Origin of the sequence: Aeromonas sp. FDAARGOS 1407 (assembly GCF_019048725.1) — a bacterium.
Taxonomy (GTDB): Bacteria; Pseudomonadota; Gammaproteobacteria; order Enterobacterales; family Aeromonadaceae; genus Aeromonas; species Aeromonas enteropelogenes.
In genome coordinates this window covers 3,420,633-3,434,017 of the sequence record NZ_CP077399.1, presented here as the reverse complement: position 1 = coordinate 3,434,017, position 13,385 = coordinate 3,420,633, and the positions used below count along the sequence as shown (strand labels likewise).

Sequence of the window (13,385 nt, the reverse complement as noted above, 5' to 3'; positions counted from 1 at the left end):
TATGAGGATAAATTCTATGAAGACACAAATAGGCACTGGCGTACATCTTCTCTGACAGGGGCATCAGGCTCAGCGTGTCGCCTCTTTTTCAGCATGCGATGTGCTCTCTTCTGGCTGCTTGGCTGCACATTTTCAGGGAACTGCACCTCATCTGACGATCCTTTTGACGCAAATGGGCTCAAAGTGAATCCGCTCACACTTCTGATTAATTCTTAATTTTCATCGTGAATTTAGTAGCCCGAGTCCCTATGCTCGGGGGGCCATTCATTGAGGGACAAAGGAGTGTAGTGATGCTAAGACGCAGATATTGCGCCTGCTTGGTCGCAGCCATGTTTGCCGCGCCCGGTTATGCCGCCATGAATATCCAGCCCGATCCGCAAAATCCGGGGGGCTATCTTATCTCGGCGGCGGACGTGAAGGCGGTAGCGCAACAAAAGACCGCCAATCCCATGTACGCCATCTGGTCCAAGGCGCTGGCAACTCGCCCCAATACGGTGGTGGATGCCATCGAGCCGGGCCTTGCCAGCAACCCGGAGAACGTCAAACGGGTAGAGCGGGTCTTTCCACAGGCAGAATGGGATTTTCTGACCCAAATGGCTGCGCCTGAATACACCTATGTCCGCTTCTTGCGGGCCATCGGCAAGTTCCCGGCGTTCTGTGGTGATTACAGCGACGGTCGCAATGCCGACGAGATCTGCAAAAAATCCATTGTGACCGCCTTCGCCCACTTCGCCCAGGAGACGGGTGGCCACATTGCCAAAGACAACATCTCCGATAACCCGCTGGCACTGGAAGAGTGGCAGCAGGCATTGGTACACGTGCGGGAAATGGGATGGTCGGAAGGGCAGACCGGCTATACCACGGGGTGTGGCCAGAACGACTGGCAAAACAAGAAGTGGCCTTGTGCCACCGGACAGGGCTACTTTGGCCGCGGGGCGAAGCAACTTTCCTATCATTTCAACTATGGCGCCTTCTCGGAAGCCATGTTTGACGGCGATGCCAGCGTATTGCTCAACAACCCGGGCCTGGTTGCCGACTCCTGGCTCAACCTGGCCTCGGCAATCTGGTTCTTCCTGACCCCCCAGGCCCCCAAACCGGCCATGTTGCACGTGATCGATCGTACCTGGGTGCCCTCGACGCGAGAGACCAATGCCGGGATTGGTTATGGGTTTGGCACCACCATCAACGTCATCAACGGCGGCATCGAGTGTGGCGAACAGAACAAGGACAAGGGCCAGCCGGTTAACCGGATCCGCTACTGGGAAGGGCTCTCCGCTCACTACCAGATCCCCCTCAAGAGTGACGAGAAAAACACCTGTTGGCAGCAGACGCCCTATGGCAGCCTCAATCTCAATGGCGCCACCGACGTGCTCTACACCAACTGGGATGGCAACTGGAAATACTACCCGGATCGCCCGGGGGGTTACTCCTTCGAGTGCGAGCTGGTGGGCTTCCAGACTGCCTATTCGGCTCTGGTGCCCGGAGACTACGAGAAGTGTGTGACCAACCTCTATGGCTCCCACGCCAGCTGGCCCAAGGTTCGGATCGTGGAGACATTGCCTGTACCGCCAGTTGATCCGGGTGAGCCACCTGTAGACGGTATCCCGACCTGGGATGCTGGCAAGGTCTACCAGGGGGGTGACAAGGTGAGCCATAAAGGCGTCGTCTATCAGGCCAAGTGGTGGACACAAGGGGACGATCCCGTCAAGGGGGGCCCCTGGGCGCCAGTCAGCCAGTGATGAGCGATGAATATTACTCGTGAGCGTCAGTTTGGTGCTGACTAAATGAAATTAATTGAGCAGCTGTAAGTCAAGAGGGAGGCCTGGTGCCTCCCTCCTTATTTATGCCGCCGGTTTGCCAGATAAGAGATAACGAGTAGTGGAATAGTGGGAGGTTCTTTATCTTCGGTACTTTTATCCTCAATACTCTGAACATGTTGAGACTGCTGTAGCCGGTGTGATCATCATCAAATCGTTTGTGCAGGGTGCGTATAAAACTGTCGCATGCGCAATAAACACCCATGTAACTGACCACTGGGGTGTAAATGCGCTATATCGGCGGTCTGCCACCAGATAATCGCGCAACACATCTTAAACGCACCTTCAATCTCATCAGCGAGATGAGATTAGTGTCACATATTATCCGGATACAACATGTTATGCATACCAAATATACCTTGGGTTCAAGCGAGTTAATCATATTAACAATAAGAATAGCGAACGATGAACAATGTTACCCAACCTCATGAGATTAAATGGCTGGAGGGCGATGATAAGACAATGATGGTTCAGATATAGCAGTATTTTCTTCTCGTTATTGATGACAATGCGAGTTGTCGTCGAGTGAGTGTAAACGATGTATATGGTTGAGTGACAAAATGACGGAGGGTGGAATGGTAAGACATTTCATAAATGATTCAATCTCATAGAGATATCAATTCTTTCAGGGAGGTTAGACGGTTATCATGGCTAAAACTAGAACAGTTTATTACTCGTTGGCAGTTTCAATAGCACTGATTGTTGTTCTATTGGTGCTTGCAGGATGCAATAATGACTCATCTGATACTAGCAAGCCTGTTACTCCAGAAGTTCAAGTTGTCTCGGTTATTCCAGCACCGGTAAAACTTGAGCAAACGGAAGGTGGCTGGACGGTAGATAATACTGTGAATATCGTCTATGAACAAAATACGAAGTTAAAGGATGAGGCTACTTATCTTGCTGATAAACTTAAGCAGAATAATAATTTAAGCCTCAATGTAAAGGAGTCCCCGGTTGATGACTCAACCAAGACTGATAAATCTATCATTCTCTCTGTCGAAGCCTCAGCCACCGTATCCGAAGAGGGATATAAGCTGAATATTGTTGATGGGCAGGCAAACATTGTTGGTAATACAGAGGCGGGTGTGCTGTACGGCATTCAAACATTATTGCAACTCTTGCCATATGAAAAAAATACGTTGCCAATTGTCAGCATCATCGACTATCCAAAATTTAGCTGGCGTGGTATGCATCTTGATGTGGCACGAAACTTCTTCAGTGTTGATAATATCAAGAAATTCATAGACCAGCTGTCATATCATAAACTTAATAAATTTCATTGGCACCTGACGGATGATCAAGGGTGGCGGATTGAGATCCGTGACTGGCCAAAACTGACGGAAGTGGGTGGGTGCCGTGCATCAACACCGCCTTATGGGGACAGAACAGGGTCAGATGGCCAACCAACCTGTGGCTATTACACACAAGAAGAGATAAAAGAAGTCGTTGCGTACGCCAAGAGCCGGCATGTGGAAGTGATCCCCGAGATCGATATGCCAGGCCATATGGCGGCGGCCGTGGCAGCCTACCCTGAATTGGGCGTGACGGATACCACGGAACCCTTTAAGCCAGAAGTCAAAATAACATGGGGTGTACACCCTTATTTGCTGAATACAGATGTGGCGACATTTAGGTGGATTGACCAAATATTCACCCAGATAGCCGAGCTGTTTCCCAATTCTCGCTATGTCCATTTGGGGGGGGATGAGGCGACTAAAGAGCAATGGAAAACATCCAAGTCAGAACAAGACAGGATTAAAGAGCTAAAACTCTCAGATGAGAATGGTCTGCAGCGTTGGTTTGTACGGGAAGTAGAAAAAACTATCAACAGCAAAAGATTCACCGCTGTTGGTTGGGATGAGGTTATGGAAGGTCGTGGAGTGGAAGGGGATGACATATCGAAGAATATGGTTGTGATGGCTTGGCGAGATAAAGATAAAGGCAGACTGGCAGCAGAAAGAGGGAACCCGGTTGTGATGGCTTCAGGGCTGTATTTTGATCATTATCAAGCACCAGAGAAGCAGGAGTTGGCGAAGGGGGTTGAATATGAGGCAATTTGTTGCCTGACAACATTACAGGATGTCTACAACTATGATCCTATTCCTCCCAAATTGGCTATTGAGTACAGGGGTAATATTCTTGGAGCACAGGGTCAGCTCTGGTCTGAGTATATGCATAGTTGGGACAAGGTTGAGTATCAAGCGTTTCCAAGGATGGCAGCACTATCCGAAATGTTATGGACACCGAAAGAAAGGCAAAACTATGAGGACTTTAGAGGACGCTTGAACAGCATGCTGGCTTATTATGAACGTGAAAATATTCGCTATGGCGAGATTTACGATGGCCTCAAACAGTAACAATATGTTGGTTGTTGTTTGGTAAATTGGAAGGGCTGTAAAAGTGGTGCAATGACTCTGTACTCTCTCGGTACAGAGTCATTGAAAAACCACAAAGCCATCATAGCTTTCATTTTTAATGCTGTTGCGGATGAATTTAAAATAACAACTAACAGTGCTCATTTTGTTGTTGCAATGTACCGATGTGGCACAACTGAGAGAGACACGACATGACTGAACTCATAGCAGTATTAAAAGATGGGGCATGGCCGATAACTATTTTTATAGCATGGTATATGGGCGAGTTGGCGCAGCGCTGGACAAAATTGCCACGTATTAGTGTGTATGCAGTGGTGGGTTTCATTCTGGCTTCATCACAAAGCGGTTTTTTGCCGCCAACAAACTCGAGCACCACATTGTTGGCAAATATTGCATTCGGGTTGCTGCTGTTCGAATGTGGTTACCGGATTAATTTACATTGGCTTCGTACTAATCCCTGGATTGTGGTAACCAGTGTCACGGAAAGCATGTTCATTTTTATCACTGTGTATGCCGTGATGATCTGGTTTGCGCAATCGCAAATGATTGCATTGTTGCTGGCGGCGTTATCAACGGCATCCTCGCCGGCAACGATCATACGGGTCATCCTGGAACAAAGAAGTTCCGGCCAGGTGACCGAACGGGCGTTGCATCTCTCGGTGCTGAATTCAATGCTGGCCGTGTTGGTGTTCAAAATGATACTTGGCCTGGTTGTGTTCAATACGTCTGGCAATGTATGGGACGCGATACATATCAGCCTGATGGTGTTGTTCGCTTCTGCGGGTGTCGGCGCTGTGATGGGAATGATGATTCCGACCCTGTTAAGGCCGACAGACCGAACCACCCATGATAATACCCTGGCATTCACGATCACCGTTATTGGGCTTGTTGCATTGACACATAGCCTCAAGCTCTCTCCCATCTTTGCTGTGCTGATATTTGGGATCGTGGCGCGCCATCGTCGGGTCGTGTTGACGTCATCACAACGTGGTTTTGGTTCATTGGGTGAACTTGTCTCCATATTTTTATTTGTCTTTATTGCGGCCAAGCTGGCATGGGGACAGGTATATGCCGGTATCTGGCTTGGTCTCTTTATTCTGGTCGTGCGACAGTTGGTAAAAGCGGTTGTGATAAGCATTTTCGCAAAATTGAGTGGTATCTCCTGGCATAAGGGGTGGCTTGTCGGCCTGGCAACGGCTCCCATGTCGGTCTCCATTATCTTGATGCTTGAACAGGCCCGCTACCGTGGGGTTGATCTAGTCGATCAACTTTCACCACTTATCGCGATAGCCCTGATGCTGGAGATATTGGGACCTGTCTTGAGCCAGCTGGCATTGCGTTGGGCTCATGAAGTGGCTGAGCCACATAAGGAGGTTTGATATGCCACTTGAACCATTCAAATCGTCACAGGCCCTGACGCTGGGGGTTGAACTGGAGTTGCAACTGGTCAGCTTTAGCGATTTTGACCTGGCTGCAGCCAGCCCCGATATGCTCGAATTATTGGAGCGTGATATTTTCCCGGGATTTGTCGTGCCAGAAGTGACCGAGAGCATGCTGGAAGTCATGACGGATGTGCACAGTGAATACACCACGCTACTGTCTCAATTGATAAAAATCAGCACGGCTCTGGTACAGGCAGGTGATCGCCTTAATATCGGCGTCTGTGGGGGAGGGACCCATCCTTTTCAACTGTGGCCTGAGCGTCGTATTTTTAACAAGACAAGGTTCAAGGAGGTGTCGCTGTTATATGGATATTTGACAAAACAGTTTACTATCTTTGGTCAACATGTTCATGTTGGTTGTATTGAAGCCAATGAGGCACTCTTCCTTTTACATGCCTTGAGCCGTTATGTTCCCCATTTTATTGCGTTGTCAGCCTCGTCACCTTTTGTGCAGGGATATGATACCTGGTTTAATTCTGCCCGTCTTAATTCAGTATTTGCATTTCCTCTGAGTGGCCGGGCGCCATTTTATCTGTGCTGGGAAGAATTTGTTCACAAGTTTTTCTCGAAAATGGAAAATACGGGCATTATCACCAGCATGAAGGATTTTTATTGGGATATCAGGCCGAAGCCGGAATATGGCACAATTGAATTGCGAGTGTGTGATACGCCATTATCGGTAACTCGTGCTGCGGCAATAGCCGGATATTTACAGACACTCTGTAAATATCTGTTGGAACGCAGTGAACCCGATCCGGTAGAGGATGACTATCTGGTCTACAACTACAATCGCTTTCAGGCGTGTCGTTTTGGCATGGAAGGGATACTGGTACATCCCAAGTCTCATGAAAAGATGTCATTACATGATGATATTTTGGCTACCGTTGCTCGCATTCAGCCCCATGCCGATGCCCTGCATTGTTCAGCCGCCCTCGAACATGTCTTGCAGATCGTTCGGGAAGGGAATGATGCACACTATTTGCGACGAGAGTATGAGTTGAACGGGAGCGTCGAAGGCATGGTCGATTTTGCCCTGCAGCGGTTTCGCGCGTCTGTCCAGAACTAGTCAACCGCAGACGATCGGGTGCCTCGCGGATCAAGTGCATGAAAATGGAGAGTGGCTTTTTCGGTCATATTGAATGAGCCTGCCTCTGACACGGGCTTTGCCAATGCGTTGTGTCTCATGCAAGGGGTGAGTGGGGCAGATTACTTCATTACCTCCTGCTGGCAGCAGTTGCGCCCCTGCTTTTTGGCCAGGTAGAGAGCGGTATCGGCCCTGTGCACCAGTTGTTCGACCGTATCCTGGGCACCCTGGCTGGTGCTGATGCCAATGCTGACGGTGAGTGGGACTTCGATGCCGCTATTGAGCTCATGAAGCCCTGATTCGATGATCGAGCGGATCCGCTCCGCGCTGCCCCAGGCTTGTTCCTGCGAGGTTTCCGGCAGTAGCAGGACAAATTCCTCGCCCCCCCAGCGTCCCAGCATGTCCACTTCTCGAAGCTGTCTGGCGATGCGCTTGACCAGGCTGAGGATGGCCCGATCCCCTTGCTGATGGCCATAGGTGTCATTGATCTGCTTGAAGTGATCGATGTCGATAAGCAGCAGACTCATGGTATGGCTGAAGCGTTGGCTGCGTTGCATCTCGAGATGCAGCATTTCGTCGATGCGGCGGCGGTTGGCGATCCCGGTCAGGGGATCCGTGGTGGCGGCCACCTTCAGCTCCTCCACCAGACGAGCCCGCTCCGAAATATCCCGCAAGATGGCGGTCATCTCGGTGGTTTGCCCCAGATTGATCTTGGCAATGGTCACCTCCAGCGGAAATTCGCTGCCATCACGCCGCAATCCCATCACGGCAGAGCGGGCGTGCATGGGGCGAGAGTTGATGGGGGAGTTGCTGAAAGACTTGAAATAACCCTCATGATGGGCGCGAAAGCGTTGGGGCAACAGGGTTTCCAGGCGCTTGCCAATATAGCTCTCGTCGATCCCGAACATTTCGCAGGCGGCGGTATTGATGAGTTCGATGCGCGACTCGCTGTTGACGCTGATGATGCCGTCATAGGCGGAGTTGACCACGGCCTCGAAGCGCTTGCGGCTCATCTTGAGCGCCTCTTCCAGCTGTTTCTTGGTGGTGATGTCGATGGCGGTGACCATGATCCGGCTGATGCGGGAGTGCTCCGACATGATGGGGGAGATCACAAAACGCCACCAGCTGGTGCGTGACAGGGTGTCGATGGGCAGTTCGCTCTCCAGCCCCGTCTGCTGGGTGACGCACTCGTTCATCGGCGGCTCTATGCAACCAGTGATGTAACGGGGGAACATTTCGCCCAACCGCTTGCCGATGCTGCCGACGACATCCAGCTCGAATGCCTGGGCAAAGGTGTCATTGGCCGACACCAAAATAAAGCGGTCATCCTCATCAAGCTCAAACATGGCCACAGCGGCACCGATGGCATTGAGTGATGATTTGATATCGGCGTGGGTTCCCTGTGTAAACATGTAACCTCCATTGCGAATAACTCATTGATAATCAGTATAGAGCTGCTTTATTGAGCGTTATGTTTGTGTCGGGCATCGGGGCCGTTTGTACCAACAGTTTCATCCTGTATTGCCTGCATCAGATTTGGCAACTATTCCTTCGCGGCTGGTGGTGAATAAAGGGGTGAGCTTTACTCTGTGGACTCGTGGATCGACGTCATGCATCTTCGCAAGGTATGAATGGCAGCAGTGAGGGAGCGGCTCGATCGGGAATTTACCTTGGTACAAATCGGGAGAGGGTGATGAAGATCAGCGTCGAGACGCGTGTCGAACAAGAGATAGAAGCGGTGTGGTGGGCCTGGAATGATCCGGATTGTGTGGCCAGATGGAATGCGGCCAGCGATGACTGGCACACGACCAGCTGTCGGGTCGATCTGGTGGTTGGGGGGCGTTTTTGTCATCACATGGCGGCCAGGGATGGCAGTGCCGGTTTTGATTTTACCGGCACCTTCACTCGTATCGAGGCACCCAACCTGCTCTGTTATGTGATGGATGACGGGCGAGAGGTAGAGGTTCGTTTCACCGAAGAGGCGGACATGACGCACGTTCATGAAATCTTCGATGCCGAGACCGAGCACAGTGCGGCCGTACAGCAGGCCGGTTGGCAGAGCATCCTGGATAACTTCAAGCGTTATGTGGAGGCCGCCGGATAGTGACCCGTCAGCGCCGATAAAAAACCACCGCAAGACGCCGGTGGTTTTTTTATTGCGCCTTGATTGCGCGATGCGCTGGTGTGGCGCTGCCCGTGGGTCGCCGCGAGGGCGTTACTCTTCTATATCCAGCAGTACCAGGATGGCGCTGTCGCCGCCCCATTCGCGGGGGGCCTGGTGGAAGGCGCGCACATTGGGGTGCTGGGCCAGCCAGCTCGGGATGCGCTGCTTGAGGATGTGTTTGCCGATGCCGTGCATCACGGAGGCGACGTGAATGTTCTCTTTTTGGCAGAGGGTGAGCAGGGCGGCCAGCTCCTGCTTGGCCTGTTGCTGGGTCATGCCATGCAGGTCCAGATAAATCTCCGGCGGGTAGCTGCCGCGCTTGAGCTTTTTCAGCTCGAATTTTGACACGTCTTCGCGCACGTAACGGGTCGGCCCATCCTCTTCCAGATGGGGCTGGTACTCATCGCTGAAATAGTGGTCAACCCCAAGCTTTTCGCGGCTTTCACGCTGTTCGCGTTTCTGCTTGACCGGGCGCAACTCGGCCCTTATGGTATCTTGCTTGATTTTCCGGGTACCTTTTATCGCATCGCGGAACAGCTGGGTTTCCTCGTCTGTCGGTGAGGGCGTTTTTTTCATCAGGTACTCGTCTTGCTCGCTTTGTAAAATTCTCGGGCCGGATATTACTCGACTTGGAGGTGGATTTGGACAAGATATTTATCGATGAGGTGGTTGCCGAGATGCACACCATCCAGGACATGTTGCGCTGGGCCATGAGTCGTTTCAACGACGCCGGTATCTTCTACGGACATGGGACCGACAACGCCTGGGATGAGGCTGTGCAACTGGTACTGCCCGCGTTGCATCTGCCGCCGGACGTTGATCCCGCCATGCGCCACTCCCGCCTGACCAGCAGCGAACGTCACCGTATCGCCGAACTCATTATTCGCCGCGTGCAGGAGCGGGTGCCGGCACCTTATCTCACCAACAAGGCCTGGTATGCCGGTTGGGAGTTCTATGTGGACGAACGGGTGCTGATCCCGCGCTCTCCCATCGCCGAGATGGTGGCCAACCGCTTCGCGCCCTTCCTCAAACATGAACCGACCCGGATCATGGATCTCTGCACCGGCTCCGGCTGCATCGCCATCATCATGGCTCACGAGTTCCCCGAGGCCGAAGTGGATGCCATCGACATCAGCGTCGATGCCCTTAACGTGGCCGAGCGCAACATCAATGATCACGGGCTCGAGCAGCAGGTTATTCCGATCCGCTCCGATCTGTTCCGCGATCTGCCGGCCGGCGACAAGTACGATCTCATCGTCTCCAACCCGCCCTACGTGGACTCCGAAGACATGTCGGATCTGCCGGACGAGTTTCGCCACGAGCCCGAGCTGGCGCTGGCATCGGGTTCCGATGGCCTCAAGCTCACCAAGCGCCTGCTGGCCCATGCCGCTGATTTCCTCAAAGAGGACGGCGTGCTGGTGGTCGAGGTGGGCAACAGCATGATCCACCTGGAGGCCCAGTTCCCCGAGATCCCCTTTACCTGGGTGGAGTTCGAGAACGGCGGCCACGGAGTGTTCGTGATGACCCGTGACGAGCTGGTGCAGTATCAGGATCATTTCGCTATCTACAAGAACTAAGCAGGAGCAAGCATGGCAGGGAACAGTTTTGGCCAACTCTTTCGGGTCACCACCTTTGGTGAGAGCCACGGCCTGGCGCTGGGCGCCGTGGTCGATGGCTGCCCGCCCGGGCTCGAGATAAGCGAAGCGGATCTGCAGGGGGATCTTGACCGGCGCAAGCCAGGCACCTCCCGCTATACCACCCAACGCCGCGAGCCGGACGAGGTAAAGATCCTCTCCGGGGTGTTCGAAGGAAAGACCACCGGGACTTCCATCGGGCTGCTTATCGAAAACACCGATCAGCGCTCCAAGGATTACTCCGATATCAAGGACTTGTTCCGCCCTGGCCATGCCGATTACACCTATCACCAGAAGTACGGTCAGCGTGATTATCGCGGCGGTGGCCGCTCCTCTGCCCGCGAGACCGCGATGCGGGTGGCGGCGGGGGCTATCGCCAAGAAGTACCTGAAACAGGTGCACGGCATCGAGATCATCGGTTTTCTCTCCCAGCTCGGCCCCATCAAGGCCGAGGCATTCGATGGGGCGCAGATCGAGCAGAATCCCTTCTTCTTTCCCGATGCGGGCAAGCTGGAGGAGCTCGATCAATTCATGCGCGATCTGAAGAAAGAGGGCAACAGTATCGGTGCCAAGGTGCAGGTAGTGGCTCGCAACGTGCCGGTGGGCCTGGGCGAGCCGGTGTTTGACCGCCTCGACGCCGACATCGCCCACGCCATGATGGGCATCAATGCGGTGAAAGGGGTGGAGATCGGTGACGGGTTTGCGGTAGTGGAGCAAAAAGGCTCCGAGCACCGTGACGAGATGACCCCGACCGGCTTTGCCAGCAATCATGCCGGCGGCATCCTGGGCGGCATTTCGTCTGGTCAGGATATCGTGGTGAGCATGGCGCTCAAGCCCACTTCCAGCATCACGGTGCCGGGCAAGACCATCACCACGGAGGGGGAGGCGACCGAGATGATCACCAAGGGTCGCCACGATCCTTGCGTCGGCATCCGCGCCGTGCCCATCGCCGAGGCCATGCTGGCCCTGGTGTTGATGGATCACCTGTTGCGCCACCGCGCCCAGAATCAGGGCGTGATGACTCATACCCCACAGCTGCGCTAAAGGGGGTTATGCGCTCGTGGCCGAGGCCATGATCAACAAGGCGACCCCGGGGTCGCCTTTTTATTGCCGCGCGTCATTTTTGCCAGAAAAGTCCCAAGGCTGGCATCAGCCAGTGGTTTTCCTTCCGTGCTGGGAGGAATGTCACATTTTTCTCGTCTATCCGAAGCAACTCCGCTAGACTGCGCCTCTATTCTTTCCCCTTTGCTCTGCTCCCCGGGGAAATCGTTGTTTTCTCAAGGCCCGGATCCTGCGAGATGGCATCGGCTCAGCAGAGGAGCCCCATCACGGATCCCTGGCGCCCCTATCCCTAGCAGGTAACTATGAGCTTTACTTCCCTCGGTCTGGCCGAACCCTTGTTGCGTGCCGTTGCCGAACAAGGTTACGACACCCCGTCTCCCATCCAGCAACAAGCGATCCCCGCCGTCCTGGCCGGCCGCGACCTGATGGCAGCGGCCCAGACCGGGACCGGCAAGACCGCAGGCTTCACCCTGCCAATGCTGCAGCGCCTGACCGAGAGCAAGCGCAAGGTCTCCCCGAACCGCATTCGCGCCCTGGTGCTGACCCCGACCCGCGAGCTGGCCGCCCAGGTGGGCGAGAGCGTGCGCAACTATGGCAAGCATCTGCCCATTCGCAGCCACGTGGTCTTTGGCGGCGTGAGCATCAACCCGCAGATGATGGCGACTCGCCGTGGTCTGGACGTGCTGGTGGCCTGCCCGGGCCGTCTGCTCGATCTCTACAACCAGAATGCCGTCAAGTTTGACGAGGTGGAGATCCTGGTGCTGGACGAAGCGGATCGCATGCTCGACATGGGATTTATCCGCGATATTCGCCGCATCCTGACCCTGTTGCCGAAAAAGCGCCAGAACCTGCTCTTCTCCGCCACTTTCGCCGACGAGATCCGCGAGCTGGCCACCGGTTTGCTGGACAACCCGGCGGTGATCGAAGTGACCCCGCGCAACAGCACCGCCGAGCGCATCGAGCAGCTGGTGCACCCGTGCGACAAAGCCAACAAGATTGCCTTGCTGAGTCACCTTATTTCCAGCAACAACTGGCAGCAGGTCTTGGTGTTTACCCGCACCAAGCACATCGCCAACCGGGTTGCCGAGAAGCTTGAAAAAGACGGCATCAGCGCCGCCGCCATCCACGGCAACAAGAGCCAGGGGGCCCGCACCCGCGCCCTGTCCGGCTTCAAGGATGGCAGCGTGCGCGTCATGGTGGCGACCGACATCGCGGCCCGTGGCCTCGATATCGACAAGCTGCCACAAGTGGTGAACTTCGAGCTGCCGAACGTGGCGGAAGATTACGTGCACCGTATCGGTCGTACCGGCCGTGCTGGCGCTGCCGGTCACGCCATCTCCCTGGTGGCGGCGGATGAGGGCAAGCTTATCAAGGCCATCGAGCGTCTGACCAAGCAGAGCATCCCCTGCGAGCAGGTGGCGGGCTTCGAAGCTTCCCGCGAGACGCTGGACAATATCGCCCGTGGCATCGGTGCGCCGCTGCGCAAAGAGCCCCGTGATCCGAGCGAGCAGCGCCGTGCGCCGCGCCCGCAGGGTCAAGGCCAGCGTCAGGGCGCCGGTCGCTCCAGTAATGGCGCGGGTGGTAACGGTGGTGGCAATCGCACTGGCAACGGCGGCAAGCCCAAGCCTCAGGGTGGCCAGCGTCCGGCCGATGGTGCCGGCAAACCGGCCCAGGCTCGTCGTCCGCGCCGCGCCAGCCACAACCAGTAATCGGGTCGGGAGCGACGCTCCCTATTCGTAATATTGCTCTAAAGGCCCTGCCAATCTGGCAGGGCTTTTTTGTGCCCGCGATCCGGATTCCGCCCTCC

General features: G+C 54.4%; 10 protein-coding genes. 8 read left to right on the top strand and 2 right to left on the bottom strand.

The window, feature by feature from the left end; all coding sequences use genetic code 11:
* Positions 1-290 precede the first annotated feature (290 nt).
* The 4 genes from I6L37_RS16215 to I6L37_RS16200 all read left to right on the top strand — a co-directional run bounded on the left by I6L37_RS16215 (position 291) and on the right by I6L37_RS16200 (position 6,700).
* Entirely contained in the window at positions 291-1,739 is a 1,449-nt protein-coding gene (locus tag I6L37_RS16215) for a chitinase (RefSeq protein WP_216992385.1), read from the top strand.
* Positions 1,740-2,464: 725 nt separating this feature from the next.
* A complete protein-coding gene (locus I6L37_RS16210) occupies positions 2,465-4,174 on the top strand; it encodes a beta-N-acetylhexosaminidase (protein WP_216992384.1) in 1,710 nt (569 codons plus the stop codon).
* Between the two features lie 209 nt (positions 4,175-4,383).
* Positions 4,384-5,571: a cation:proton antiporter gene (locus tag I6L37_RS16205; RefSeq protein WP_042026127.1), complete on the top strand. Its 1,188-nt coding sequence runs from the start codon at positions 4,384-4,386 to the stop codon at positions 5,569-5,571.
* Between the two features lies 1 nt (position 5,572).
* Complete coding sequence (locus tag I6L37_RS16200) at positions 5,573-6,700, top strand: YbdK family carboxylate-amine ligase (protein ID WP_216992383.1); 1,128 nt, start codon at positions 5,573-5,575, stop codon at positions 6,698-6,700.
* A 140-nt stretch (positions 6,701-6,840) separates the two neighbouring features.
* On the opposite strand, the gene I6L37_RS16195 is transcribed toward I6L37_RS16200, so the two are convergent.
* The gene (locus I6L37_RS16195; RefSeq protein WP_026457123.1) at positions 6,841-8,130 is read right to left on the bottom strand and encodes a sensor domain-containing diguanylate cyclase; all 1,290 of its coding nucleotides are present in this window, start codon (positions 8,128-8,130) and stop codon (positions 6,841-6,843) included.
* A gap of 281 nt (positions 8,131-8,411) precedes the next feature.
* Here I6L37_RS16195 and I6L37_RS16190 point away from each other — a divergent pair, with 281 nt between their 5' ends.
* Positions 8,412-8,822, top strand: a complete 411-nt coding sequence (locus tag I6L37_RS16190; RefSeq protein ID WP_216992382.1) for an SRPBCC domain-containing protein — start codon at positions 8,412-8,414, stop codon at positions 8,820-8,822.
* Between the two features lie 111 nt (positions 8,823-8,933).
* Here the strand turns inward: I6L37_RS16190 and smrB are convergent, their stop codons facing one another.
* Positions 8,934-9,458 carry an endonuclease SmrB gene (smrB, locus tag I6L37_RS16185; RefSeq protein WP_201939600.1) on the bottom strand — a complete coding sequence of 175 codons (525 nt, stop codon included), beginning with the start codon at positions 9,456-9,458 and terminating at the stop codon, positions 8,934-8,936.
* Between the two features lie 65 nt (positions 9,459-9,523).
* Here smrB and prmB point away from each other — a divergent pair, with 65 nt between their 5' ends.
* The 3 genes from prmB (at position 9,524) to I6L37_RS16170 (ending at position 13,287) form a co-directional block, all read left to right on the top strand.
* Positions 9,524-10,459 carry a 50S ribosomal protein L3 N(5)-glutamine methyltransferase gene (gene prmB / locus I6L37_RS16180; RefSeq protein ID WP_026457121.1) on the top strand — a complete coding sequence of 312 codons (936 nt, stop codon included), beginning with the start codon at positions 9,524-9,526 and terminating at the stop codon, positions 10,457-10,459.
* Between the two features lie 12 nt (positions 10,460-10,471).
* The gene (aroC, locus tag I6L37_RS16175) at positions 10,472-11,560 is read left to right on the top strand and encodes a chorismate synthase (RefSeq protein ID WP_042026132.1); all 1,089 of its coding nucleotides are present in this window, start codon (positions 10,472-10,474) and stop codon (positions 11,558-11,560) included.
* A gap of 320 nt (positions 11,561-11,880) precedes the next feature.
* Positions 11,881-13,287, top strand: coding sequence for a DEAD/DEAH box helicase (locus I6L37_RS16170; protein WP_216992381.1), 1,407 nt, complete (start codon positions 11,881-11,883; stop codon positions 13,285-13,287).
* Positions 13,288-13,385 lie beyond the last annotated feature (98 nt).

Coding starts and splice junctions, on each gene's coding strand:
- I6L37_RS16215 (WP_216992385.1), top strand. CDS start 291: ATGCTAAGACGCAGATATTGCGCCTGCTTGGTCGCAGCCATGTTTGCC.
- I6L37_RS16210 (WP_216992384.1), top strand. CDS start 2,465: ATGGCTAAAACTAGAACAGTTTATTACTCGTTGGCAGTTTCAATAGCA.
- I6L37_RS16205 (WP_042026127.1), top strand. CDS start 4,384: ATGACTGAACTCATAGCAGTATTAAAAGATGGGGCATGGCCGATAACT.
- I6L37_RS16200 (WP_216992383.1), top strand. CDS start 5,573: ATGCCACTTGAACCATTCAAATCGTCACAGGCCCTGACGCTGGGGGTT.
- I6L37_RS16195 (WP_026457123.1), bottom strand. CDS start 8,130: ATGTTTACACAGGGAACCCACGCCGATATCAAATCATCACTCAATGCC.
- I6L37_RS16190 (WP_216992382.1), top strand. CDS start 8,412: ATGAAGATCAGCGTCGAGACGCGTGTCGAACAAGAGATAGAAGCGGTG.
- smrB (WP_201939600.1), bottom strand. CDS start 9,458: ATGAAAAAAACGCCCTCACCGACAGACGAGGAAACCCAGCTGTTCCGC.
- aroC (WP_042026132.1), top strand. CDS start 10,472: ATGGCAGGGAACAGTTTTGGCCAACTCTTTCGGGTCACCACCTTTGGT.
- I6L37_RS16170 (WP_216992381.1), top strand. CDS start 11,881: ATGAGCTTTACTTCCCTCGGTCTGGCCGAACCCTTGTTGCGTGCCGTT.